Genomic DNA, 23,229 nt, shown 5'->3' on the forward strand with positions numbered 1-23,229 from the left:
AAGGCACCTCCTCCAGCCTGCCGGCCAGAGGAGGTGCTAAGAGCTTGTCAAAGATGCCGTCAACTACTTCAACAGGCCGACTTCCTTGTAGTAGCGCTCGGCGCCGGGGTGCAGCGGGATCGGCATGCCGTCCAGCGCCTTGGTGGCGTCGATGCCCTTGGCGGCGGCATGCGCCGCCACGAGCTGATCGAGATGCTCGAACAAAAGCTTGGTCATCTGATACGCCGTCTCGTCGGAAACGTCGCTCTGGGTGACCAGAAAATTGCCGACGGCGGCCGTCGGGACATCCTCGGTCTGGCCGTCATAGGTGCCGGCTGGGATCATGACCGAGATATAGGGCGAGCCGATCTTTTCGACATCCGCCGCAGGCACCGAGACCACGTTGATCGGCAGCGAGGTCGAAAGATCGCGGATAGAGGCGACGCCAAGCCCGGCCGACTGAAGCGTGGCGTCGAGTTGGCGGTTCTTGATGAGTTCGACCGATTCGGCGAAGGGCAGATATTCGACCTTGCCCAGATCCTCATATTTCATGCCGGCGGCTTGAAGGATGGCGCGCGCGTTGAGTTCGGTGCCGGATGCCGGTGCGCCGACGGACAGGCTCTTGCCCTTCAAATCGGCCAGCGTCTTGATGCCGGATTCCTTGCTGGCGACGATCTGGATGAAGTTCGGGTAGATAGCGGCGATGCCGCGCAACTTCTCCAATTTGCCGCGGAAGCCGGCCTCGGTGTTGCCTTCGGCTGCAAACTTGACCGAATCGCCCAGCGCGAAGGCGATCTCGCCCTTGCCCTGCTCGAGCAGGTTGAGGTTTTCGACGGAAGCCTTGGTCGCCTGCACCTGGACGCGGGCGCCTTCGATGTTCTTGCTATAAATTTCCGAGAGCGCGACGCCGAGCGGATAATAAACGCCCGAGGTGCCGCCGGTCAGCACGTTGATGAATTCCTGGGCCGCTGCGGAAGCGACGCCGGCGCCGAGTGAAAATGCGACGACACCGGCCGCGATCAGTCTGGTCCTGAAATGTTGCATGCAATTCCTCCCCGACATGCCTCGTTATCAATCTCGCAACACCGTCAGCGGCGCTGGACGGGCGAGTTTAGACAGCGTTCGTCAAATGCCAACCGATAATCGCATCGTAGAACGATGTTTTTCGACCGCCATCCCGGACGCTGGCAGGCCGGCGGCGTGCGGTCAGGTGCCGAGGCCGTCGAACAGGATGGTGGAGAGATATCGTTCGGCAAAGGACGGGATCACCACGACCATGTTCTTGCCGGCATTTTCCGGGCGCGAGCCGACGACGATGGCCGCCTGAAGGGCAGCGCCCGCGGAGATGCCGACCGGAACGCCTTCAAGCCGCGCGACGAGCCGCGCATTGGCGATGGAATCCTCGTTCGAAACCGTGACGACCTCGTCATAGACGGTGGTGTCGAGGATTTTCGGGGCGAAACCCGCGCCCAGCCCTTGAATCTTGTGCGGGCCGGGCTGGCCGCCGGACAGGATGGCCGATGCCGCCGGCTCGACGGCAACAATCTGCACCGAAGGCTTGCGGGCCTTCAACACCTGGCCGACGCCGGTGATGGTGCCGCCGGTGCCGATGCCGGCAATGAAGATGTCGACGCCGCCTTCGGTGTCGTTCCAGATTTCCTCGGCGGTGGTGGCCCTGTGGATTTCAGGATTGGCGGGATTTTCGAATTGCTGCGGAATGACCGAACCGGGAATGGAGGCAGCCAGTTCCTGCGCCTTGGCGATGGCGCCCTTCATGCCCTTGGCCCCTTCAGTCAACACCAGTTCCGCGCCCAGCAGCGCCAGCATCTTGCGGCGCTCGATGGACATGGTTTCCGGCATGGTCAGGATCAGCTTGTAGCCCTTGGCGGCGGCGGCGAAAGCCAGCGCAATGCCGGTATTGCCGGATGTCGGCTCGATCAGCGTCGACTTGCCGGGCGTGATCCGGCCCTCGGCCTCCAGCGCCTCGATCATGGCGACGCCGATGCGGTCCTTGACCGAGCCGATCGGGTTGAAGAATTCGAGCTTGGCCATCAGCTTGGCGACGATGCCCTTCTGGGCCGCGAACTTGTCGAGCCGCACCAGCGGCGTGTCGCCGATCGTCTCGGTGATGGAATTGTAGACGCGGCCGCGGCCGGGCGCACGCGCAGGAGTGGCAGGCTTGGTCATCGAGTGTCTCTCCGGGTCGTGGGGCGAATAAGGCTGTCGCGGCGGCATGATAGAGATGGAGGCGAGAAAATCCGAGTGGACGGCGTGCTTAAAGCCGCCCATTCAAGGAAAGTCATTTCCGAACTCTGTATTCAGACGGAATAATATTCCTGCACGGGTCATCGACATGCCCGTCAGGCGCGTCAGGCATCAGATTGAACCGGCCGCCGGCCGTCAGCTTTTAGGAGCGTCATGGACGACGCGCCAGATCGTGCCGGAACCGTCCTCGGTAACGATGAGCGCGCCGTCTTTCGCGACCGCCACGCCGACCGGACGGCCCCACACCTGTGCGTCGGAAACGACGAAGCCGGTCATGAAATCCTCGTACTCGCCGGTCGGCCTGCCGTCCTTGAATTTCAGGCGAACCACCTTGTAGCCCGTGCGCGCACCCCGGTTCCACGAACCATGCAGCGCAACGAAGGCGTCGCCCTTGTAGCCGGCGGGGAAATTTGCACCCTCATAGAAGGCGATGTTCAGCGGTGCCGAATGCGCCTGCATCAACACGTCGGGCACCGTGGTCTTGCCGGCAAGATCGGGGCGCTCGCCGGCATGGCGCGGGTCCTCGTGCTCGCCGATGTAAGTCCACGGCCAGCCATAGAACGCGCCCTGCCGGACGGTCGTGGCGTATTCGAACGGAACGTTGTCGCCCAGCCCGTCGCGCTCGTTGACAACGCACCACAACGCGCCCGTGGCCGGCTGTACCGTCATGCCGGAGCAATTGCGCAAACCCGTTGCAACGACCCGCTCGTTGTTGCCGTCCGGGTCGAAGGCGCGAACTTCGGCCCTGCCCTGCTCCGAACCCCAGGCGGCTCCCAGCGGCGCGGAGGCCGTCCATGCCTCGAGCCCGCCGGCGGGCGCGCTGCCGATGTCTTCGGCCACGTTCGAGCCGGAACCGACGGACAAATAAAGCGTCTTGCCGTCCGCCGAGAAGGCGATGTCGCGCGTCCAGTGATGGTTCGAGGGAATGCCGGCGACGACGGTTTCCGGCTTGTCCGACGCTTCGAGATCGCCGGACTTGTAGGGGAAGCGGACGACGCTGTTGGAATTGGCGACATAGACCCATTGCGGATTATCTGCCGGATAGAAGGCTATGCCGTAGGGCTGGCGCAGGCCTTTGGCGAAGACCGCTTCGCTGGGCTTTTCACCGGGGTCGCCCAGGCGATAGACCAGCACGCGGTTGGCCCTGGAATCCGCGACGAAGAGATCGCCATTCGGAGCAACGCGCACGACGCGCGGGCTGCGCAGGCCGGATGCGATCAACTCGGCCGAAAAACCCGGCGGCAAGTATGGCCGGGCGTCTTTCGGCATCGCCACCTTGTCAGCGCCGTTCGATACCGATTCCGTAACGAACGGCTTTTGCAGATCGTCCGGCCGGATCAGGCGGCGAACGCCCGGCCCGTCCTGCCGCCAGTCGCCGAACGCGGCTTTGCCTTTCAGGACAGTGTCGTCTGCCTGCTGGGCGAAGGCCGCTCCAGCGGCAAGAAAAAGCGCAGCCATGGCGCTCACGGCGGCGAGGCGGTGCATCGCTGTCTCCATGAAGTGGACCCGGAAAGCAAACTGGCCGAAGCCCTGCCAGTTCCGTCGCGCACGTTGATGTGAACGACCTGCCGCAAGAAAGGGTCTGAGGAAGCGCCGGCGGGATCAGGTTCCCGCTTCGTAAAAATCGTCGTCCAATCGCTTTTCCAACTGCACGAGATCGGCCGGCAGCGGCATGCCCATGGCGCGCATCTCCGACAATTTTTCCCGGAGCTGTTCCTGAATTTCGTGCTGGTCCTGCGGCTGGTTGATCATCTCTTCCATCAAGAGGGCAATCTGGGCCTTGAACTGTTCGAGCGCCATTTTTGTCTCCCTGCCGAGCCGGATACGGTCAGCGCAGCATGCGGGAAATAAGCTGCGCCGTATAGTCGACCATCGGAACGATGCGCGCATAATTCAGCCGCGTCGGCCCGATGACGCCAAGCGCGCCGACGACGCGGGCGTCCTTGTCGCGATAGGGCGCGACCACCAGCGACGAGCCGGACAGCGAAAACAGCTTGTTTTCCGAACCGATGAAGATGCGCACGCCAGAACCCTGTTCGGCAAGGTCGAGCAGTTGCATCAGCCCTTCCTGCGTTTCCATGTCCTCGAACAGGTGGCGCAGAAGCTCGATGTCGGCCTGCGCGGTGACGTTTTCCAGCAGATTGGCGCGGCCGCGCACGATAAGCCGCGCCGGCAGGCCGCCTTCGGTGCCGGCCCATACCGCCAGTCCCTTTTCCACCAGGCCTTGCGACAGCGAATCGAGGGCGAGCCTGGTCTCCTCCTTGAGGCGCGCGATCTCCACCCTGGCCTCAGCCAGCGTGCGACCGCGAATATGGGCGTTGAGGAAATTCGAGGCCTCGTGCAACTGCGAAACCGTTATGCCGGCCGGCAGATCGACGACGCGGTTTTCGACATCGCCGTTTTGCGAGACGAGCACGGTCAGCGCCTTGGTCGGCTCAAGCTGGATGAATTCGATGTGCTTCAGCGCCACTTCGTTCTTGGCGGTCAGCACAAGGCCGGCACCCCGCGACATGCCCGACAGCATCTGGCTGGCGTCCGTCAGCATGTGTTCAAGCGTCATGCCCGAGCCGGACGCCTTCACCTGCGCTTCGATGGAACGGCGCTCCTCGTCCGACAGGTCGCCCAGTTCCATGAAAGCGTCGACGAAGAAGCGAAGCCCGGTCTGCGTCGGCAGGCGTCCGGCCGAGATATGCGGCGCGTAGATCAGGCCGAGATGCTCCAGATCGCTCATCACGTTGCGCACGGTGGCCGGCGACAGCGATGAGGGCAAGATGCGCGACAGCGAGCGCGAGCCGACCGGCTCGCCGTCTTTGAGATAGGATTCGACGATGCGCCGGAAAATATCGCGCGAGCGCATGTCGAGCGACTGCAACGCCGGCGACTGCATGTTCGGATCGGTGATCGGCTTGGTCATCGGAGCAAAACCCTCTGTCATGAGGATATAGAGGTGGATGCCGGGGACGCAAGCCGGGGTGCGTTGAGGGCCTTTTCCTTTGCGCCTTGCTTCTCATGCGGCTACAAGCCGGCCAGGATTTCCAAACTCACAAGAAAGATGCCCGAATGCGCCCTTCCAAACGCCAGTTCGACGAAATGCGTGCCATCTCCTTCGAACGCGGCATCTCCAAACATGCGGAAGGCTCCTGCCTGGTCAAGTTCGGCGACACGCATGTCCTGTGCACGGCCAGCCTCGAGGAAAAAGTGCCGGGCTGGATGCGCAATTCCGGCAAGGGTTGGGTGACGGCGGAATATGGCATGCTGCCGCGCTCGACCGGCGACCGCATGCGCCGCGAGGCGTCCTCCGGCAAGCAGGGCGGCCGCACGCTGGAGATCCAGCGGCTGATCGGGCGGAGCTTGCGCGCCGTGATCGATTTGCAGGCGCTGGGCGAACGGCAGATCACCGTCGATTGCGACGTCATCCAGGCTGACGGCGGCACCCGCACCGCCGCCATCACCGGCGGCTGGGTAGCGCTTTACGATTGCCTGCGCTGGATGGAAGCGCGCCAGATGACAAGCGTGCAGCGTGTGCTGAAGGACCATGTCGCGGCGATTTCCTGCGGCATCCATGACGGCCAGCCGGTCATCGATCTTGACTATCCGGAAGACTCGACCGCCGGCACCGACGCCAATTTCGTCATGACCGGCAAGGGCGGCATCGTCGAAATCCAGGGCACAGCCGAGGGCGAGCCGTTCTCCGAGGAACAATTTTCCGCGCTGATGGGACTGGCCAAGAAGGGCATCGCCCGGCTGGTGGATTTGCAGAAAATGGCGGTGGGTTGAGGGGCAGCGTCACGCCATGACCCCCTCCGCCATCCTCGAATCCGCGCTGTACGTCACCGATCTCGATGCGGCGGAAGCGTTTTATGCCGAGGTGCTGGGGCTGGAAAAGATCGCGATCGTCGCCAACCGCCACGTCTTTTTCAAATGCGGATCGGGCGTGTTGCTGCTGTTCAATGCGCAAGCGACGCGCCAGCCGCCCTCGCCCGACGCGAAGGTGCCGGTGCCGCCGCATGGTACGACCGGACAGGGCCATCTGTGCTTTGCCGCCACGGCTGAGGAAATCGAAAGCTGGAAGACGCGGCTGACCGCACAAAGCATCGCTATCGAGGCCGATTTCGAGTGGTCAGGCGGTGGCCGCTCAATCTATTTTCGCGATCCTTCCGGCAATTCGCTGGAATTCACTGAGCCAAGAATCTGGAACCTGTGATGCATTCTCTCAATGGGAAAAAAATTGTCGTCGCCAGCCATAATGAAGGCAAGCTGCGCGAATTCGCCGATTTGATGGGGCCGTTCGGCTTCGAGGCGAAATCGGCCAAGGAATTCGGCCTGCCCGAGCCGGACGAAACCGGCATCACCTTCGAGGAAAACGCCTATATCAAGGCGTTCGCGGCGGCCAGCGCCACCGGCCTGCCGGCGATGTCCGACGATTCCGGCCTGTGCGTGGATGCGTTGGACGGCGCGCCCGGCGTCTATACGGCCAATTGGGCGGAAACGCCCGAGGGCACGCGCGATTTCGACATGGCCATGCAGCGCACCGAAGTGGCGATGCAGGAAGTCGGCGCGAAGGAGCCGGCGGCACGCACCGGCCGTTTCGTGGCGGTCATCTGCCTGGCGTTTCCCGATGGCGAGGCCGAATATTACCGCGGCGAGGTGGAAGGCCAGCTTGTATGGCCACCGCGCGGCGAACTCGGCTTCGGCTACGACCCGGTGTTCTTGCCTGACGGCTACGCCAAGACGTTCGGGGAAATGTCGGCGCAGGAAAAGCACGGCTGGAAGCCAGGACAACCGGATGCGCTGTCGCACCGGGCACGGGCCTTCCAGAAGTTTGCGCAGGCAAGGCTGGCAAGGCTCGGCTCGGAATGATGATGAAACTCGACCGGACGCCCGGTTTCGGCATCTATATCCACTGGCCGTTCTGCGCGGCCAAGTGCCCTTATTGCGACTTCAACAGCCATGTCCGCCACCAGCCGGTGGATCAGGAGCGGTTTGCCCGCGCCTTTGAGACAGAGCTCGCCACCATGCGCGCCCGCACCGGGCCGCGCGAGGTAACCTCGATTTTTCTTGGCGGCGGCACGCCTTCGCTGATGAAGCCGGAAACGGTCGGTGCGGTGCTGGAGGCGGTCGCGAAACACTGGACAGTGCCGGCTGGCATCGAGGTGACGCTGGAGGCCAACCCCTCTTCCGTCGAGGCGGAGCGTTTTCGCGGCTACCGCGCCGCCGGCGTCAACCGCGTGTCGCTGGGCGTGCAGGCGCTGAACGATACCGACCTGCGCTTTCTCGGCCGGCTGCACAATGTGTCGGAGGCGCTTGTGGCCATCGGGCTGGCGCGCGAGATTTTCCCGCGCCTGTCGTTCGACCTGATCTATGCGCGGCCCGGCCAGACGCCGGAAGCATGGGAGGCCGAGCTTGAGCAGGCCATCGGCCACGCAGCCGACCATCTGTCGCTGTACCAGTTGACCATCGAGGAAGGCACGCCGTTCCACGCCCTGCACCGGGCGAAGAAATTCGCCATTCCCGACGACGACCATGCCGCCGAACTGTATAAAATCACGCAGGAGATCACCACGGCGCGCGGCCTGCCGGCCTACGAGATTTCGAACCACGCCAAGCCCGGCGCGGAAAGCCGCCACAACCTCACCTACTGGCGATACGGCGAATATGTCGGCGTCGGCCCCGGCGCGCATGGCCGCTTTGTCGAAAACGGCCGCCGCGTAGTGACGATTGCGGAAAAGATGCCAGAAACCTGGGCCAATCTGGTCGAGGCCAAGGGGCATGGCGTGGTCGACGGCGAGATCCTCAGCCGCTCGGAAGAGGCCGACGAATTCCTGCTGATGGGCTTGCGGCTGGTCGAAGGCATCGATCTTGCCCGCTACGAGACATATTCGGGGCGCGGCCTGTCTTCGACGCGGCTGTCGACGCTGCAGGAGGAAGGGCTGGTCGCACCGGTCGGCAATTCGCGCCTGCGCGTCACGCCCGCCGGAATGATCGTGCTCGATGCGGTGGTGGCCGATCTGGCGCGCTGAAAAGGGCGCACCTTTGCCAAGCGGCGCCAAGCCGTGCCACACAGGGCGAAACAAGGGGTCCGCATGATCGGCGACGCGATCAAACACAGCTATGTGATCGGGCAAACGGAAATGACCGCCCGGCCGCTGGAGCCGGCGCTCTATCTGGTGGCGACGCCGATCGGCAATCTGGGCGACATCACGCTGCGCGCGCTGGAAACGCTGGCCGCCGCCGATATTCTCGCCTGCGAGGATACGCGGGTTTCGCGCGTGCTGCTTTCACGCTACGGAATCCGCCGCCGTACCACCGCCTATCACGAACACAATGCGAGCGAGGCCGGGCCGAAGCTGATCGCAGCGCTTGAACGGGGGCAAAGCGTGGCGCTGATTTCCGATGCCGGCACGCCGCTGATCTCCGACCCCGGCTACCGGCTTGTCGGCGAGGCGCAGGAGAAGAACATCCGCGTCGTGCCGATCCCCGGCGCATCCGCGCCGCTTGCAGCCCTGACCGCATCCGGCCTGCCCTCCGACGCATTCCTGTTCACCGGGTTCCTGCCGGTGAAGGCGGGGCAAAAGCTGACGCGGCTTCAGGAACTGAAAGCGGTGCAGGCAACGCTGATCTTCTTCGAATCGCCGCGCCGGCTTGCCGATACGTTGGCCGCCATGGTCGAGACTTATGGCGGCGCGCGAAAGGCCGCGATCGGGCGCGAACTGACCAAGACTTTCGAGGAGATGCGCCCCGGTACATTGCAGGCGCTGGCCGACCACTATGCGGCCGCCGATACGCCGAAGGGCGAAATCGTCATCTGCGTCGGCCCGCCGGAAACAACCGTGGAAGAACCGGCGGATATCGACCGGCTGCTTTTGGCCCTGGCAAGCGAGATGCCGGCTTCCAAGGCGGCGGGCGAAGCGGCAAAAATGACCGGCGGGCACAAGCAGGCGCTCTATCGGCGGCTGCTGGAGTTGAAGGAAGGTTGAAGGCGGCGGTGGCTGACCAGCGAGGCGAACGGCAAAAGACGCTGGCTCGGCGCAAATCGGCCTATCGGCGCGGGCATCGCGGCGAAGGGTTGGCGGCGCTGGCTTTGCGGCTGAAAGGCTTTCGCATCCTCGCCCGCCGCTACCGCACAAAACTCGGCGAGATCGACCTGATCGCGCGGCGCGGCGATCTGGTGCTGATCGTCGAGGTCAAGGCGCGCCGGACGCTGATCGAGGCGATGGAGGCCATCGCCCGCGAATCCGAACGGCGCATCGAGGGGGCGGCCGATCTGTGGCTGTCGCGCCAGCCGGACTATGGCAGGCTGTCGGTGCGCTTCGACATGGTGGCGGTGTTGCCGTGGCGCTGGCCGGTGCATGTGGAGAATGTTTTCCATGGACGCAGCTGAAATAGACCCTTTCGGACTTGAAACCATCACCGCTGCCGGTTATCGCCGGCTCGCCGGTCTTAGCCGGCCTACCGGAGATTGAAGATGACCCTGCCCGACAGAATGAGCATCGATGAGCGCAGCCCGTTCTACAATGCCGAAGCGCTCGAGCGCGGCGTCGGCATCCTCTTCAACGGCAAGGAGCGCGAAGACGTCAGCGAATATTGCGTGAGCGAAGGCTGGATACGCGTCGCCACGCCGAAATCCAAGGACCGCTACGGCCAGCCGCTGACCATCAAGCTGAAGGGCGAGGTAAAGCCCTTCGTCAAGGAATAGATTTTCGAGCCTACAACCGCGCGTTAGCCGGCGATGCGGAACCCGGTCGGCGCATCGGCGCTGTCGGCCGCTTCCGTCCTGACATCGGCCACGACGGCTCCGGCCGGCCCTTGCCAGAACCGCTCCAGCATGAGTGTGACAGCGCCGTTCGGCCCGGCGATGAGGGCTGCGACCGAGCCGTCCGGCTCGTTGCGCACCCAGCCTTTTAGGCCAAGCCGCTCGGCTTCTTCGCGCGCCCAGAAGCGGAAGCTTACGCCCTGCACGCGCCCGGTAATATGCACCTTATAGGCCCTGGTCATCGTCGTGTAACTTGCATTGGCAAGCCTCCCTGCGGCTGCGTGGTCAATTTCTGCACCGGCCATGGCTTCGTCTCCGGTGTCGTGTCGAAGCGGAAGCGCGAAAGCAGCACCGCCAGCGCGATGATTGCCTCTTGCATGGCGAACGCCGCACCGATGCAGACGCGCGGCCCTGCCCCGAACGGCAGATACTGGAAACGGTCGATCTTTTCACGGTTTCCGGGGTGGAAGCGTTCCGGCATGAAGGCGTCCGGCTGGTCCCACAGCTTGCGGTGGCGGTGGATGACCCACGGCATCACCAGCACGGCGGCTTTCGGCGGAATGTACAAATCCTTGTAGTGCTCGGGCACGATGGGCTCGCGGTTGATCGAGGGGGCCGGCGGGTAGAGCCGCAGCGCCTCGTCGAAGGCCGCGCGCGTCAGCGGCATCAAGTCCAGCCATTTGGCCGGATCGGGTTCGCTGGCCAGCACGGCGTCGATCTCGCGCTCGATCGGCTCGCGCTCCCACGGCGCTTCGGCCAGGCAGTAGAGCGTCCAGCCGAGCGCGCGCGCCGTGGTTTCGTGGCCGGCGCCGATGAAGGTGATGATGTTGTCCTCGACCTCGGCGCGGGTCAGCCCGTCCGGCCCTTCGGCGCGCAGGAGCAGCGTCAGAAAATCCTCCGGCACGCCATCCGGATCGCGCTTCAGCCGGTCCTCGCGCATCGAAACCGTGTCGGTCACGATCTTTCGGAAATAGGCCATGGTCTTGCGGCCGCGAATGCGGGTCAGGCGCGGCAGCCAGTCGGGCGCGCGCAGAAGATCGAGCGGATCGACGCGGCCCATGGTTTCCAGCAAACGGTCGATATCCTGCGCAAACGTGCCTTTCTCGCCGGCGATCTCGCCAGAAAACAGCGTTTCGGCCAGGATATCGTAGGTCAGCATGGTCATGTCGTGGGCGATTTCCGAGACTGTGCCGTCCTCGTAGCGCTCCACGAACTCCAGCGTGCGCTTCAGCATCGGCTGCGCGAACCCAAAGATGTGGCGCGGCGTGAACACTGGGGCCATCGCCTTGCGCGAGCGCTTCCACACCTCGCCCTCGGCCGTCAGCAGGCCGTCGCGCAGGATCGGGCGCAGGATTTTCTGGCGCACCGTCGCCATCTTGTAGTTTTTGGCGTTGTCGACCAGCACATGGCGGATGAGGCCGGGATCGTTGGCGATGACCAGCGGACCGCCGATGCCGTTCACCGAAATCCACGGTTCGTTGTAGGTCGCCTCGCCCCACAATTCGAGCGGGTTGCGGTGAACGATGCGGATCATCTCCAGCGCCGAAGGCGGCGTGGTACGCGGCTTCGGTGCAGGCGGAACGAAGGGGGCGGGCCGGGCGTCCATGGCGTTCTCCGATATGCAACCAATGTAGGGAGGAGGCGAGGCAACGTCCACGTGACCAATGAGTTACCAAAAGGTGCCTGCTTGCCCGATAGGATCATCCGCCATAAATGACAGTCACCAACGGATACCACCTACAATCAGGAGTTTACCTTGAAGCACCAATTGAGCATCATCGTCGGCAGCACCCGCCCCGGCCGCGTCGGCCCGGTCTACGCCGAATGGCTGGAGGGTTTAGCGCGCGCGCATGGCGGGTTCGAGCCGGTGCTGACGGATATCGCGGCCTTCAACCTGCCGATCCTGGACGAGCCGCATCATCCGCGCCTCGGCAAATACGAGAAAGAGCATACCAAGGCGTGGGCGAAGGCGATCGACGCCGCCGATGCCTTCGTGTTCGTGACGCCGGAGTATAATTATTTCGCCGCCCCCGCGATCGTGAACGCCGTCGACTATCTGTCGAACGAGTGGGCTTACAAGCCGGCCGGCTTCCTGTCCTATGGCGGCGTCTCGGGTGGCATGCGCTCGGTGCAGGCGGTCAAGCCGCTGCTGACCACGGTCAAGGTGATGCCGATCCCGGAAGCGGTGGTGCTGCCGATGCATTCGAATTTGCGGGACGCCAGCGGCGTTTTCAATCCGGGCGCGCAAGTGCTTTCGGGCGCAAAGACCATGCTGGACGAGCTTCTGCGCTGGAGCGAAGCGCTGAAGCCGCTGCGGAGCGCCGCATAGTTCATCGACCGTTCGCGGCGTGATTTCGAGCGGCGGTTCCAGCCGGCTCGCAATCTGTGCTCAAATGCCTGCAAACCTTGGAAAATCGGCCGCAAAGGCCTATATCTGGGTGAGCATCGGGCCGCGATTCGCGGCCCTTTTTCCGAGCGCTTTAAGCTGCAGCAATCGAACGGATTTTCATGAGCGACCAGACCGACACCGCCACTGGCGTGCCAGATGAGTACGGCGCCGATTCCATCAAGGTTTTGAAGGGGTTGGATGCCGTGCGCAAGCGGCCCGGCATGTATATCGGCGACACCGACGACGGTTCGGGCCTGCACCACATGGTCTATGAGGTGGTCGACAACGCCATCGACGAGGCATTGGCCGGTCACGCAGATCTTGTTTCAGTGGCGCTCAACCCTGACGGTTCGGTCAGCGTGGCGGACAACGGGCGCGGCATTCCGACCGCCATCCACACCGGCGAGGGCATTTCGGCGGCCGAAGTGATCATGACGCAGCTGCATGCCGGCGGTAAATTCGACCAGAATTCCTACAAGGTTTCGGGCGGCCTGCACGGCGTCGGCGTCTCGGTGGTGAATGCGCTCTCTTCGTGGCTGAAGATGAAGATCCGCCGCCATGGCCATATCCACGAAATGAGTTTTACGCACGGGAATGCCGATGCGCCGCTTAAAGTCACCGGGGACTATGAGGAAAACAATCTGCCCGGCACCTATGAGGGCCGCAGCGGGACGGAGATTTCGTTCTTCCCCTCGACCGACACGTTCACCATGATCGATTTCGACTTCGAAACGCTGGAACACCGGTTGCGCGAACTGGCCTTCCTGAACTCGGGCGTGCGTATCCTGCTGACCGACAAGCGGCACGCCGACGTGGTGCACAAGGAACTGCACTATGACGGAGGGCTGGAAGAGTTCGTCAAATATCTCGACCGCGCCAAGAAGCCGCTGCTCGACAAGCCCGTCGCCATCCGCGCCGAGCGCGACGGCATCACCGTCGAAGTCGCGATGTGGTGGAACGACAGCTACCACGAGAATGTGCTGGCCTTCACCAACAACATTCCGCAGCGCGATGGCGGCACCCATCTGGCCGGCTTTCGCGGCGCGCTGACACGCCAGATCACCGGCTATGGCGAAAGCTCGGGCCTGACCAAGAAGGAAAAGGTCGGCCTGATCGGCGACGATTGCCGTGAGGGGCTGACGGCCGTGCTTTCGGTAAAAGTTCCCGATCCGAAATTCTCCTCGCAGACCAAGGACAAGCTGGTTTCCTCGGAAGTCCGCCCGGTGGTCGAAGGCCTCGTCAACGAGGCGCTCGGCACCTGGCTGGAAGAGCATCCGAGCGAAGGCAAGATCGTGATCGAGAAGGTCATCCAGGCGGCGGCGGCGCGCGAGGCGGCGCGCAAGGCGCGCGACATCACCCGCAAAAGTTCGCTCAGCGTCAGTTCGCTGCCGGGCAAGCTTGCCGATTGCCAGGAGAAAGACCCGGCAAAGTCCGAATTGTTCATCGTCGAGGGTGACTCGGCCGGCGGCTCGGCCAAGGGCGGGCGCTCGCGCCAGAACCAGGCGATCCTGCCGCTGCGCGGAAAGATCCTCAATGTCGAGCGGGCGCGCTTCGACCGCATGCTCGGCTCCGAGATGATCGGCACGCTGATTACGGCGCTTGGTACCTCGATCGGCAAGGACGAGTTCAACGCCGACAAGCTGCGCTACCACAAGATCATCCTGATGACCGACGCCGACGTCGATGGCGCGCATATCCGCACCCTTTTGCTCACCTTCTTCTTCCGGCAGATGCCGGAACTGATCGAGCGCGGCCATCTCTACATAGCCCAGCCTCCGCTCTACAAGGTGACGCGCGGCAAGAGTTCGCAATACATCAAGGACGAAGCAGCCTTCGAGGAATTCCTGATCGGCTCCGGTCTGGAAGAGGCGTCGCTGACGCTGGGTTCCGGCGAGGTGCGCACCGGTCAGGATCTGCGTTCCGTCATCGACGACGCGCTGGCGGTAAGGCAGCTCATCAACGGCCTGCACACGCGCTACAGCCATGCGGTGGTCGAGCAGGCGGCGATTGCCGGGGGTCTCAACCCGGAAACCTTTGTCGATCTCGCCCATGCAAACCAGATGGCCGAGCGGATTGCCAAGCGCCTCGACATCATCGCCGAGGAGACCGAACGCGGCTGGACCGGCCGCATGTCGACCTCCAATGAGGGCGTCGGCGGTTATGTGTTCGAGCGCACCGTGCGCAGCGTCAAGGAATACGCGCATCTCGACCTGGCGCTGATCAACTCGGCCGATGCGCGCCAGCTCGACCGCTATGCGCCACGCCTCGGCGAAATCTACGACCAGCCGCCCGTGCTGCGGCGTAAGGAAGTGTCGGAGACGATCGCCGGGCCGCTGGCGCTGCTCAACGCCATTTTCGCCACAGGCCGCAAGGGCCTGACCATGCAGCGCTACAAGGGTCTGGGCGAGATGAACGCCGAGCAGCTTTGGGAAACCACGCTCGATCCGAATGTGCGCTCGTTGCTGCAGGTCAGGGTCAACGATGCGGCCGGCGCCGACTCGCTGTTTACGCGCCTGATGGGCGACGAGGTGGAGCCGCGCCGCGAATTCATTCAGGACAACGCCCTGTCGGTCGCCAATCTCGACATCTGACCGCGCAGCGTAACGGCGCGCGGCAGGCTGTGCCGCGCTCTGGCGATCAGATTCGGTGTAAATTTCAACCGGCCGATCGGAACGGAAAGTCGCCTGTCACATTGTGAGCATGCACCTCACCATCGTAACAGGAGATTGTCATGGGTCGCGGTATTCTGCTCTGGTTGCTCGGTATTCCTATTCCGATCATCATCCTTATCCTTCTGTTCCTACGATAGGTGGGCGCCATGCAAGCCACCGTTTCCGCCGTGGAAGTCGCCGGACCCGTCGAATCGTCATCCTCCGCCGTCAGCTGGGGGCCGATTATCGCGGGCGCATTCGCGGCCTCCACACTGACCTTCATCCTGATGCTGCTCGGCTCCGGCTTTGGCCTCACCATGGTATCGCCATGGTCGGGTTCAGGCGCCAGCATCACCACCTTTGCCGCGTCCACGGCCGTCTGGCTGGTGGTCGTGCAATGGCTTTCGTCGGGCGTTGGCGGCTACCTGACCGGGCGGCTTCGTACCCGATGGGTCGGCGTCCATACCGACGAGACCTATTTTCGCGACACCGCGCACGGCTTCCTGGCATGGGCGCTTGCCACGCTTCTCGTCGTGGGCATCCTGGGGTCGGCGCTCACATCCCTCATCGGCGGCGGCGTGCAAGCGGCTTCGACCGTCGTCTCGGGCGTTGCCCAAGGCGCTTCGACCGTGGCCTCGTCAAGCGGCGCTGGCGACAATGCTGGTAATGCAACGTCCTATTTCGTCGATTCGCTGTTCCGGCCATCCGACCCTGCCAAACTGACGGCTCCAGGTAGCGAAGGCGACGCGGCAGCCACCGCGCAAGCCTCCCGCATCCTCATCGCCAGTGCTGCCGAGGGTACGGTTTCCGACGAAGACAAGACCTATCTGTCGCAACTGGTGGCGGCACGCACGGGTCTTTCCGAAGCGGACGCCAAGGCGCGCGTCGACGCCATGCTCGCCAAGGTGGAGGACACCAAGGTTAAGACACAGCAGGCCGCCGATACGGCCCGCAAGGCGGCGGCTACCTTCGCGCTGATCGCTGCTCTTTCGCTGGTCATCGGCGCGTTTATCGCCAGTGCCGCCGCAGTCCTCGGCGGCCAGCAGCGCGACGACGAGGAGACGCTTTACCTCGCCCAACGCTGACACCGCTGCGCAACGAAAAAGCCCGGCGCGAAGCCGGGCTTTTTTCATGGTCGCAATTCGCGTTGCCTAGTGATCCATCGCCTTGACGATTTCCTCGGTCATCTTCTTGGCGTCGCCGAGCAGCATCATGGTGCCGTCCTTGTAGAACAGCGTGTTGTCGATGCCGGCATAGCCGGAGCCGAGCGAGCGCTTGACGAAAAGGCAGGTGCGCGCCTTGTCGACGTCGAGGATCGGCATGCCGTAGATCGGCGAGGACTTGTCGTCGCGCGCCGATGGGTTGGTGACGTCGTTGGCGCCGATGACATAGGCGACGTCGGCCTGCGCGAATTCGGAGTTGATGTCCTCCAGTTCGAACACCTCGTCATAGGGCACATTGGCTTCGGCCAGAAGCACGTTCATATGGCCGGGCATACGGCCGGCGACCGGATGGATGGCGTATTTGACTTCGACGCCATTGGCCTTGAGCTTGTCGGCCATTTCGCGCAGCGCGTGCTGCGCCTGCGCCACCGCCATACCGTAGCCCGGCACGATGATAACTTTCTGGGCGTTCATCATCAGGTAGGCGGCGTCGTCGGCCGATCCCTGCTTGACCGTGCGCTCGATGCCGTCGTCGCTTTTCGCGGCAGCCGCATCGCCGCCGAAGCCGCCGAGAATGACCGAGATGAAGGAGCGGTTCATGCCCTTGCACATGATGTAGGACAGGATCGCGCCGGACGAGCCGACCAGAGCGCCGGTGATGATCAGCGCCAGATTGCCGAGCGTGAAGCCCAGTGCCGCCGCTGCCCAGCCGGAGTAGGAATTGAGCATCGAGATGACGACCGGCATGTCCGCGCCGCCGATCGGCACGATCAGCAGCACGCCAAGCACCAGCGAGACGGCGACGATCAGCCAGAACACGAGCTTGGCTTCCGTGGCGACCAGCAGCACGATCAACACGACCAGCGCCAGCGCCAGCAGGATATTGATGACGTGTCGCGCCGGCAGCATGATCGGCTTGCCCGACATGCGCCCGTCGAGCTTCAAAAAGGCGATGATCGAGCCGGTGAAGGTGATCGCGCCGATGGCCACGCCAAGGCTCATTTCGACCAGCGCCTGCGCGTGGATCGAGCCGATCTCGCCGATGCCGAAGCTGTGCGGCGCATAGATGGCGGCAGCCGCCACCATGACGGCGGCAAAACCGACCAGCGAATGGAAGGCCGCGATCAATTGCGGCATGGCCGTCATGGCGATGCGGCGCGCGATATAGGCACCGACACCGCCGCCGATGGCCAACCCAAGCACGATCAGGCCGAAGCCGCTTGGCGACGGAACCGCCAGCGCCAGCGTGGTGACGATGGCGATACCCATGCCGACCATGCCGTAGGTATTGCCCTTGCGGCTGGTGGTCGGATGCGACAGGCCGCGCAGCGCCAGAATGAACAGGATGCCCGAAACGAGGTAGAGGAAAGAGGCGAAGTTCGCGTTCACTTCACTTTTCCTTCTTCTTGTACATGGCGAGCATGCGCTGGGTGACCAGGAAGCCGCCGAAGATGTTGACCGAGACCAGCAGCAGCGCCACGAAGCCGAAGCCGGTGGCCGCCCCCGCCGCCGATACGCCGACCGCCAGAAGCGCGCCCACCACGATGACCGAGGAAATGGCGTTGGTGACGGCCATCAACGGGGTGTGCAGGGCCGGTGTCACCGACCACACCACGTAATAGCCGACGAAGATCGCCAGCACGAAAATGGCGAAGCGGAAGACGAACGGGTCGATGGCGCCGCCCGACAGCGCATGCGCCGTATTGGCCGCTGCATCGCCGGGGCCGGCGGCGGCCAGGTCCTGGATGGCCATGCGCACGGCGGCGGACGCCTGGTCGAGCTGGTCAAGCGCTTTTTGCAAGGCTTCCATCATGCGGTCCCCTTCGATTTGCTTGGCATCGGCTTCTTCGCGGCGGCAGCCTTTTTAGGCGCTGCCTTGGCACGCGACGCGGAGGCGTCGGCGACCATGGTCGTTGCGGGAATGGCTGCCGGCTCGATGCGCGGCTGTTCGGCCTTTGCGAAGGCTGGATGCACAATCTTGCCGCCATCGGTCAGCATGGTCGCCTTGACCAGATCGTCCTCGCGGTTGATGGCAAGCTGCTTCGTTTCCTTGTCGACCAGCGTCTCGAGGAAGGCATAAAGGTTCCTGGCGTAAAGCAGCGAGGCTGAAGCGGCGATACGGCCCGACACATTGAGATGGCCGACGATCTTGACGTCGTTGGCGGTGGTCACGACCTTGCCGGCTTGCGCACCCTCGACATTGCCGCCGCGCTCGACCGCCAAGTCGATGATGACCGAACCCGGCTTCATCGAGGCCACCATCGCCGCCGAGATCAGCTTCGGCGCGGGCCGGCCGGGGATCAGCGCCGTGGTGATGACGATGTCCTGCTTGGCGATATGCTCGGCGGTCAGTGCCGCCTGCTTGGCCTGGTATTCTTTCGACATTTCCTTGGCGTAGCCGCCCGCCGTCTCGGCCGCCTTGAATTCCTCGTCCTCGACGGCAAGGAACTTCGCGCCGAGCGAGGCGACCTGCTCCTTGGCTGCGGGGCGAACGTCGGTCGCGGTGACGACCGCACCAAGACGCCGCGCGGTGGCGATGGCCTGCAGGCCGGCAACGCCGACGCCCATGATGAAGATCTTTGCCGCAGGCACCGTGCCCGCCGCCGTCATCATCATCGGCAGCGCGCGGTCGTATTCGGCCGCTCCGTCGATCACCGCCTGATAGCCGGCCAGGTTGGCCTGCGAGGACAGCACGTCCATCGACTGCGCGCGGGTAATGCGCGGCATGAATTCCATGGAAAAAGCGGTAACGCCGGCCTTGGCGAGAGCGGCAACCGCCGCGTCGTTGCCGTAAGGGTCCATGGTGGCGAGAACCGCCGCGCCTTGTCTGTAGTTCTTCAACTCGCCATCGGTGGGACGGCGCACCTTCAGCACGACATCGGCCTTGGCCACATCCGAGGCTTTGCCAATGACGGCGCCAGCCTTGGAATACTCGTCGTCGGTAATGCGCGAGAACGTGCCGGCGCCGGTTTCAACGATCACGGTGAGCCCAAGCGCTGCGAGCCGCTTTACCGTATCCGGCGAAGCCGCGACACGTGTTTCCGTCGCATCGACTTCACGAGGGATGAATACCGTCTGTCCCACCGCAAGTTCCTTTCGGCTGACATTCAATGTCCGGCAGGGCGCCGGCTGCGCCCGCAACAGCGCGCTGGAAGCGGATCGAAACGCCTAGCGGAGAATATAGCCGCCGACGATCAGGATCAGGATGAAGAGGATTGTCGCAGAAAAGAACCCGGCCGAGGTGAAGAAGCCGAACGCCATGGCAATGAGAACGGCGGCGCAGAAGAGCGAGCCGTATTTGGCCAGCATCATAAACCCGTGATAGGTGCGCTCATGCTCCGGGTAGTCCATATCCGCGCCCAATTCGACCGGGCCGGTCGGTGTGTGATCAGCCATGAGAATACCCTCCGAAATCGTCTTAAGCGCACATAGCGAAAAGCCGGGCGTAGGGCAATGGGTGTGATGCCGCACCAGCCGATTGGTTACAGACTTCTTGCAGGCCAATCGACACTTGTTGCATCGGCATCGAGGCGAATTTCAAGATCAATACGCCAGCCGATGCCGGCTCAGTGCGCGAGATTGGGAAACAGCCCGAGCAGGCCGACAACGATCAGGTAAATGGCGACGATGTAGTTCAAAAGCCGTGGCATCACCAGGATAAGGACACCCGCGACCAGCGAGATCAACGGCGTCAGCGTCAAGGTGGAAAAGGTCATTTTCAGCTCCGCGTTTCGTTTGCGCGGTCCAACAACGTTGAAGGCCGCCGAAAGCTCCGAGCCGGTTTGCAAAAATCGGGCCGGTTTGCAAAAATCAGGCCGCTTCACGAAAATATTTGGCCGTGGGCAGGATCGTCAGCGGCGCAAGCTCGCCCCTGCCCGGCGTTTCGAACAGCATGCGCCGCTCCATCGGCGTCGAGCGAAAGAACGGAAAGCGCGCATAATAGCGCTCCTTGTTGGCATAGGGATTGGTACGGAACAGGACGACCTTGTTGAAGACGCCGGGATAGGATCGTGCCTCGCTGATCTGTTCGGAATAGTAGATGCGCCGGTAGAACCCCGCGTGATCATCACGCACCGTCGAAAGGCCATAGGAGGCCTCGAAGTAGAAGCAGGCCATGCCGGCCAGCCGTAGCGTGACATAGGCCAGTTGCGGGTAAACGCGCGTCCATTCGGGATCGGATGCGAACCTGCTCATGCAGACAAAGGTGTCACCGGCATCGAGCATGGGCAGGACGATATCGCCAAACGCCTTGGTCGAGGGCGACGCCGGCTCGATCTTCGTCACATGATGGATGCGCATGGTGCTGAGAAGGCGCTGGTCGATATAGATGCCGAAGCGATGCACGTTCGCGGTTTCGTCCAGTTCGTCGCTGATCGAATGGCGCTCGTCGTCCGGAACCATGTCGTTGGACCGATAGGCCTTGTAACGAAGCCGGTAGATGTCCTCGAGATCCTCGCCCTTGTCGCACCGGCGATACTCGACCTTTTCCAACAGCGAGAACACCTTGCTCGCAAAGCTGGATGTTCCGAAATCACGCGCCGCCGCATCGCCGGTGCCCGGGTCGGGCACCATCTGCCGAATATCCATTTCGCACCCCGTATTCCACCGCAATGAAAGGGTAGGCAGCGAGGCGCGCATGTAAAGATTTAAATGAAAGAGACGCCGTTTACCGAATATTAACCTTAATAATCGCTCGGCAATCGGCAGCGCGGTCTCTCAAGAACGGCCGCTACGCTTTGCAGCTTTCATCTCTTCGGCGAACGGCCAGACCGTGCTCGACATCGTATCAATGCCCAGAGCGCTGAGCGGCGACCCGAACAGGAAGCCCTGAAGCAGGTCGGGGCGGATGTCCCGGCTGAGAATCTCGAGCTGCTCGAAGGTTTCGACGCCCTCGATAGTGACGGAAAGGCCGAGCGGACGCGACATGTCCACGATACCCTTGAGCAGTTGGAGCGAGCGCGGGTTGCGGGTAACGTCCATCAGGAAGCTTCGGTCGATCTTGATCTTGTCGAGCGGCAGCTTGTGCAGGTAGCTCAGGCTGGAATAGCCGGTGCCGAAATCGTCGAGGGCGATCTTCACGCCAAGCGCCTTGATCTCGGTAATCAGGCCGCTCGTAGCCACCTTGTCGTCCAGAATGGCCGTCTCGGTAACCTCGACTTCCAGCCGGTGCGGCGCCAGGCCCGACACGCCAAGCGCGTCGTGAATTTTCTGGATCACATCGCGGTTGCGGAAGTCCTTGGCGGAAAGGTTGACCGAAACGCTGATCTGCTCCGGCCAGCCGACGCATTCCGCGCAAGCCGCGTGAAGCATGAATGTGCTGATATCGGAAACGATGCCCATCTCTTCGGCCAGCGGAATGAAGACGGCGGGCGAGACGGGGCCGAGGTCCGGGTGGTCCCAGCGGCACAGCGCCTCGCAACTGACTATGCGCATCGTGGCCATGGAAACGATCGGCTGGTAGACGACGCGCAGCCCCTTGGCTTCGACGGCGCTGCGCAAATCCGCCTTCATCGCCTGCTTGTCGCGGAAGGCCGCATCCATCGACGCCTCGAACATCCGCCAGCCGTTCTTGCCGAGTTCCTTGGCCTGGTAAAGTGCGAGGTCCGCCTTGACGATCATCTCGCCCACGCTGGTGTTGGCCACGGACGACAAAACCACGCCGGCGCTGGCCTGGATGCGCAGCAGATGCCCCGCGACGTCGATCTCGCCCTGAAGCGTGGCGAAGATGTCCTGCATCAATGCCGTCATGTGGCTGGCATTTTCGATGCGGTCGAAAAAGATCATGAATTCGTCGCCGCCAAACCGGCTGACAAAAACACCGGGAGCGGAGAAGGTGGCCAGCCGTTCCGCCACGGCGTAGATCAAGCCGTCGCCGATGGGATGGCCGAGCGTGTCGTTGACGCTCTTGAAATCATCGAGGTCGAAGGCTGCGAGGCCGACCTGGCGGCTCTGGTCGCCCGCCGCCATGCTTTCGCTGACGGCCTCGTGGAAGAAGGCGCGGTTGGACAGGCCGGTAAGGCTGTCGTAGCGGGCCATGAAGCGGATTTTTTCCTCTGCTTCGACGCGCGCGGTCACATCCTCGAATGTGATGACGCCGAGTTCCTGGCTGCCCTCGCGCGCCGAGAATTCATAGTGCTGGCCGTTGCCGAAACCGACGACGACCTTGCGGTCCCTGCCCTCGCGAAGCGCACGCGTCAGTTGCGCCTCGACATACCGGCTGTCCTTCGGCGTCAGCATCTTGCCGGCGATGCCACGCTTGAGCAGCGAATGGACCGAACGGCCCAACAGCGCATCGGGCGTTTTCAGCGACAACAGGTGCGCGGCTTCCGCATTGGCCACCACGACGCAGCCGTCGGGATCGAGCATGATCAGCCCGTGCGGCATGGTGTTCAGCGCCCGATTGAAGCGCTCGGCGATCCGGTTGGCGCGCTTTTCGGCCGAAATGGCGGTAAACAGCACGTCGCGGACGATGTCGGCATAGCGATGGATGCTGAGCAGGAAGGTGGCGGACAAAAGCCCAAGCGTGACGTGGTAGAAATCACCGCGCAGAATGAAGGCGAGCGCCATAGGGCATGTCAGCGTGACGATCAGGATGATGACCATGCGCGGGGAGCCGTAATTGCGCCCGGCAATGCCCGCCGCCGTCGCCAAGGCTATGCAAACGGCCGCGGTTTCGGAGAAACTGTCCTCGGCCGAAATGATGGCGACAAGGCAGAACAAGCCCAGGACGATACCGTGCATGCCGCCATAGACGATGTAGACGTTTTCGCGCCTGCGCGCTTCGGCGCGCGTCGCCAAGGGCGGCAACGAGGCGAAATTGCGCATGTCCAGCACGCGCACCACGCCCACGACCATCAGGCAGAGCACAACCGCCAGATAGGCCGGATTGCCGGTCTTTATCCAAACCAGCGTGATCAGCGCAACCTGAGCGGAAATTCCAATGGCGAGCGTAAACCCGTCGCGAAAAAGGGTTTCCACGAACGGGATATAGACGTCGTCAGGAAGTTCTTTTTTTCGCGATACTGCCAC

The 23,229-nt window shown here is 63.1% G+C and carries 24 protein-coding genes; 10 read left to right on the forward strand and 14 right to left on the reverse strand.

The features are described 5' to 3' along the window. Positions 1–63: 63 nt before the first annotated feature. The 5 genes from ACX3P1_RS16515 to hrcA all read right to left on the reverse strand — a co-directional run bounded on the left by ACX3P1_RS16515 (position 64) and on the right by hrcA (position 5,158). Complete coding sequence (locus ACX3P1_RS16515) at positions 64–1,023, reverse strand: TAXI family TRAP transporter solute-binding subunit (RefSeq protein WP_459080684.1); 960 nt, start codon at positions 1,021–1,023, stop codon at positions 64–66. A 162-nt stretch (positions 1,024–1,185) separates the two neighbouring features. Beyond that, positions 1,186–2,166, reverse strand: a complete 981-nt coding sequence (cysK, locus tag ACX3P1_RS16520) for a cysteine synthase A (protein WP_459080685.1) — start codon at positions 2,164–2,166, stop codon at positions 1,186–1,188. 213 nt (positions 2,167–2,379) lie between these two features. After that, positions 2,380–3,729: a PQQ-dependent sugar dehydrogenase gene (locus tag ACX3P1_RS16525; RefSeq protein WP_459080686.1), complete on the reverse strand. Its 1,350-nt coding sequence runs from the start codon at positions 3,727–3,729 to the stop codon at positions 2,380–2,382. Positions 3,730–3,846: 117 nt separating this feature from the next. Then, positions 3,847–4,044, reverse strand: coding sequence for a hypothetical protein (locus tag ACX3P1_RS16530; RefSeq protein WP_459080687.1), 198 nt, complete (start codon positions 4,042–4,044; stop codon positions 3,847–3,849). Between the two features lie 28 nt (positions 4,045–4,072). Continuing rightward, positions 4,073–5,158, reverse strand: a complete 1,086-nt coding sequence (gene hrcA, locus ACX3P1_RS16535; protein WP_459080688.1) for a heat-inducible transcriptional repressor HrcA — start codon at positions 5,156–5,158, stop codon at positions 4,073–4,075. A gap of 146 nt (positions 5,159–5,304) precedes the next feature. Between hrcA and rph the strand changes: the two genes are divergently transcribed. The 7 genes from rph to ACX3P1_RS16570 all read left to right on the forward strand — a co-directional run bounded on the left by rph (position 5,305) and on the right by ACX3P1_RS16570 (position 9,940). Next, the gene (gene rph, locus ACX3P1_RS16540) at positions 5,305–6,021 is read left to right on the forward strand and encodes a ribonuclease PH (RefSeq protein WP_459080689.1); all 717 of its coding nucleotides are present in this window, start codon (positions 5,305–5,307) and stop codon (positions 6,019–6,021) included. Positions 6,022–6,037: 16 nt separating this feature from the next. Beyond that, complete coding sequence (locus tag ACX3P1_RS16545; protein ID WP_459080690.1) at positions 6,038–6,448, forward strand: VOC family protein; 411 nt, start codon at positions 6,038–6,040, stop codon at positions 6,446–6,448. Next, complete coding sequence (gene rdgB / locus ACX3P1_RS16550; protein ID WP_459080691.1) at positions 6,448–7,104, forward strand: RdgB/HAM1 family non-canonical purine NTP pyrophosphatase; 657 nt, start codon at positions 6,448–6,450, stop codon at positions 7,102–7,104. Before ACX3P1_RS16545 ends, rdgB begins: the two co-directional genes overlap by 1 nt. After that, positions 7,101–8,264: a radical SAM family heme chaperone HemW gene (gene hemW, locus ACX3P1_RS16555; protein WP_459080692.1), complete on the forward strand. Its 1,164-nt coding sequence runs from the start codon at positions 7,101–7,103 to the stop codon at positions 8,262–8,264. Before rdgB ends, hemW begins: the two co-directional genes overlap by 4 nt. A gap of 63 nt (positions 8,265–8,327) precedes the next feature. Continuing rightward, complete coding sequence (gene rsmI / locus ACX3P1_RS16560; protein ID WP_459080693.1) at positions 8,328–9,221, forward strand: 16S rRNA (cytidine(1402)-2'-O)-methyltransferase; 894 nt, start codon at positions 8,328–8,330, stop codon at positions 9,219–9,221. 8 nt (positions 9,222–9,229) lie between these two features. After that, on the forward strand, positions 9,230–9,625 hold the full coding sequence (locus ACX3P1_RS16565; protein ID WP_459080694.1) for a YraN family protein: 396 nt from the start codon (positions 9,230–9,232) through the stop codon (positions 9,623–9,625). Positions 9,626–9,709: 84 nt separating this feature from the next. After that, complete coding sequence (locus tag ACX3P1_RS16570) at positions 9,710–9,940, forward strand: DUF3297 family protein (RefSeq protein ID WP_459080695.1); 231 nt, start codon at positions 9,710–9,712, stop codon at positions 9,938–9,940. A 23-nt stretch (positions 9,941–9,963) separates the two neighbouring features. Here ACX3P1_RS16570 and ACX3P1_RS16575 read toward each other — a convergent pair whose 3' ends face one another. Both ACX3P1_RS16575 and ACX3P1_RS16580 read right to left on the reverse strand, forming a co-directional pair. Further along, positions 9,964–10,239: an acylphosphatase gene (locus ACX3P1_RS16575; RefSeq protein ID WP_459080696.1), complete on the reverse strand. Its 276-nt coding sequence runs from the start codon at positions 10,237–10,239 to the stop codon at positions 9,964–9,966. Further along, a complete protein-coding gene (locus ACX3P1_RS16580) occupies positions 10,236–11,603 on the reverse strand; it encodes a cytochrome P450 (protein WP_459080697.1) in 1,368 nt (455 codons plus the stop codon). The genes ACX3P1_RS16575 and ACX3P1_RS16580 overlap by 4 nt, the downstream gene beginning before the upstream one ends. 150 nt (positions 11,604–11,753) lie before the next feature. Here ACX3P1_RS16580 and ACX3P1_RS16585 point away from each other — a divergent pair, with 150 nt between their 5' ends. From ACX3P1_RS16585 to ACX3P1_RS16595, 3 genes are all read left to right on the forward strand, one after another. Beyond that, entirely contained in the window at positions 11,754–12,326 is a 573-nt protein-coding gene (locus ACX3P1_RS16585) for an NADPH-dependent FMN reductase (protein WP_459080698.1), read from the forward strand. A 179-nt stretch (positions 12,327–12,505) separates the two neighbouring features. Beyond that, the gene (gene gyrB, locus ACX3P1_RS16590) at positions 12,506–14,977 is read left to right on the forward strand and encodes a DNA topoisomerase (ATP-hydrolyzing) subunit B (RefSeq protein ID WP_459080699.1); all 2,472 of its coding nucleotides are present in this window, start codon (positions 12,506–12,508) and stop codon (positions 14,975–14,977) included. Positions 14,978–15,204: 227 nt separating this feature from the next. Continuing rightward, entirely contained in the window at positions 15,205–16,122 is a 918-nt protein-coding gene (locus ACX3P1_RS16595) for a hypothetical protein (protein WP_459080700.1), read from the forward strand. Positions 16,123–16,188: 66 nt separating this feature from the next. On the opposite strand, the gene ACX3P1_RS16600 is transcribed toward ACX3P1_RS16595, so the two are convergent. From ACX3P1_RS16600 to ACX3P1_RS16630, 7 genes are all read right to left on the reverse strand, one after another. Beyond that, positions 16,189–17,589, reverse strand: a complete 1,401-nt coding sequence (locus ACX3P1_RS16600; protein ID WP_459080701.1) for an NAD(P)(+) transhydrogenase (Re/Si-specific) subunit beta — start codon at positions 17,587–17,589, stop codon at positions 16,189–16,191. A gap of 1 nt (position 17,590) precedes the next feature. Beyond that, a complete protein-coding gene (locus tag ACX3P1_RS16605) occupies positions 17,591–18,013 on the reverse strand; it encodes an NAD(P) transhydrogenase subunit alpha part 2 (RefSeq protein ID WP_459080702.1) in 423 nt (140 codons plus the stop codon). Further along, a complete protein-coding gene (locus ACX3P1_RS16610; protein ID WP_459080703.1) occupies positions 18,010–19,284 on the reverse strand; it encodes a Re/Si-specific NAD(P)(+) transhydrogenase subunit alpha in 1,275 nt (424 codons plus the stop codon). Before ACX3P1_RS16610 ends, ACX3P1_RS16605 begins: the two co-directional genes overlap by 4 nt. A gap of 84 nt (positions 19,285–19,368) precedes the next feature. After that, positions 19,369–19,596 carry an aa3-type cytochrome c oxidase subunit IV gene (locus tag ACX3P1_RS16615; RefSeq protein WP_459080704.1) on the reverse strand — a complete coding sequence of 76 codons (228 nt, stop codon included), beginning with the start codon at positions 19,594–19,596 and terminating at the stop codon, positions 19,369–19,371. A gap of 170 nt (positions 19,597–19,766) precedes the next feature. Continuing rightward, positions 19,767–19,916 (reverse strand): DUF3096 domain-containing protein, encoded by a 150-nt coding sequence (locus ACX3P1_RS16620; RefSeq protein ID WP_459080705.1) that lies wholly within the window; start codon positions 19,914–19,916, stop codon positions 19,767–19,769. Positions 19,917–20,010: 94 nt separating this feature from the next. Further along, positions 20,011–20,787 carry an N-acyl amino acid synthase FeeM domain-containing protein gene (locus tag ACX3P1_RS16625; protein WP_459080706.1) on the reverse strand — a complete coding sequence of 259 codons (777 nt, stop codon included), beginning with the start codon at positions 20,785–20,787 and terminating at the stop codon, positions 20,011–20,013. A 129-nt stretch (positions 20,788–20,916) separates the two neighbouring features. Then, positions 20,917–23,229 carry a putative bifunctional diguanylate cyclase/phosphodiesterase gene (locus ACX3P1_RS16630; protein WP_459080707.1) on the reverse strand — a complete coding sequence of 771 codons (2,313 nt, stop codon included), beginning with the start codon at positions 23,227–23,229 and terminating at the stop codon, positions 20,917–20,919.

It is taken from the genome of Mesorhizobium sp. A623 (assembly GCF_054489405.1).

Bases quoted from the DNA above. Each gene is read 5' to 3' on its own strand.
- ACX3P1_RS16515 (WP_459080684.1), bottom strand. From the start codon at position 1,023: ATGCAACATTTCAGGACCAGACTGATCGCGGCCGGTGTCGTCGCATTT.
- cysK (WP_459080685.1), bottom strand. From the start codon at position 2,166: ATGACCAAGCCTGCCACTCCTGCGCGTGCGCCCGGCCGCGGCCGCGTC.
- ACX3P1_RS16525 (WP_459080686.1), bottom strand. From the start codon at position 3,729: ATGCACCGCCTCGCCGCCGTGAGCGCCATGGCTGCGCTTTTTCTTGCC.
- ACX3P1_RS16530 (WP_459080687.1), bottom strand. From the start codon at position 4,044: ATGGCGCTCGAACAGTTCAAGGCCCAGATTGCCCTCTTGATGGAAGAG.
- hrcA (WP_459080688.1), bottom strand. From the start codon at position 5,158: ATGACCAAGCCGATCACCGATCCGAACATGCAGTCGCCGGCGTTGCAG.
- rph (WP_459080689.1), top strand. From the start codon at position 5,305: ATGCGCCCTTCCAAACGCCAGTTCGACGAAATGCGTGCCATCTCCTTC.
- ACX3P1_RS16545 (WP_459080690.1), top strand. From the start codon at position 6,038: ATGACCCCCTCCGCCATCCTCGAATCCGCGCTGTACGTCACCGATCTC.
- rdgB (WP_459080691.1), top strand. From the start codon at position 6,448: ATGCATTCTCTCAATGGGAAAAAAATTGTCGTCGCCAGCCATAATGAA.
- hemW (WP_459080692.1), top strand. From the start codon at position 7,101: ATGATGATGAAACTCGACCGGACGCCCGGTTTCGGCATCTATATCCAC.
- rsmI (WP_459080693.1), top strand. From the start codon at position 8,328: ATGATCGGCGACGCGATCAAACACAGCTATGTGATCGGGCAAACGGAA.
- ACX3P1_RS16570 (WP_459080695.1), top strand. From the start codon at position 9,710: ATGACCCTGCCCGACAGAATGAGCATCGATGAGCGCAGCCCGTTCTAC.
- ACX3P1_RS16575 (WP_459080696.1), bottom strand. From the start codon at position 10,239: ATGACCAGGGCCTATAAGGTGCATATTACCGGGCGCGTGCAGGGCGTA.
- ACX3P1_RS16580 (WP_459080697.1), bottom strand. From the start codon at position 11,603: ATGGACGCCCGGCCCGCCCCCTTCGTTCCGCCTGCACCGAAGCCGCGT.
- gyrB (WP_459080699.1), top strand. From the start codon at position 12,506: ATGAGCGACCAGACCGACACCGCCACTGGCGTGCCAGATGAGTACGGC.
- ACX3P1_RS16595 (WP_459080700.1), top strand. From the start codon at position 15,205: ATGCAAGCCACCGTTTCCGCCGTGGAAGTCGCCGGACCCGTCGAATCG.
- ACX3P1_RS16605 (WP_459080702.1), bottom strand. From the start codon at position 18,013: ATGATGGAAGCCTTGCAAAAAGCGCTTGACCAGCTCGACCAGGCGTCC.
- ACX3P1_RS16615 (WP_459080704.1), bottom strand. From the start codon at position 19,596: ATGGCTGATCACACACCGACCGGCCCGGTCGAATTGGGCGCGGATATG.
- ACX3P1_RS16620 (WP_459080705.1), bottom strand. From the start codon at position 19,916: ATGACCTTTTCCACCTTGACGCTGACGCCGTTGATCTCGCTGGTCGCG.
- ACX3P1_RS16625 (WP_459080706.1), bottom strand. From the start codon at position 20,787: ATGGATATTCGGCAGATGGTGCCCGACCCGGGCACCGGCGATGCGGCG.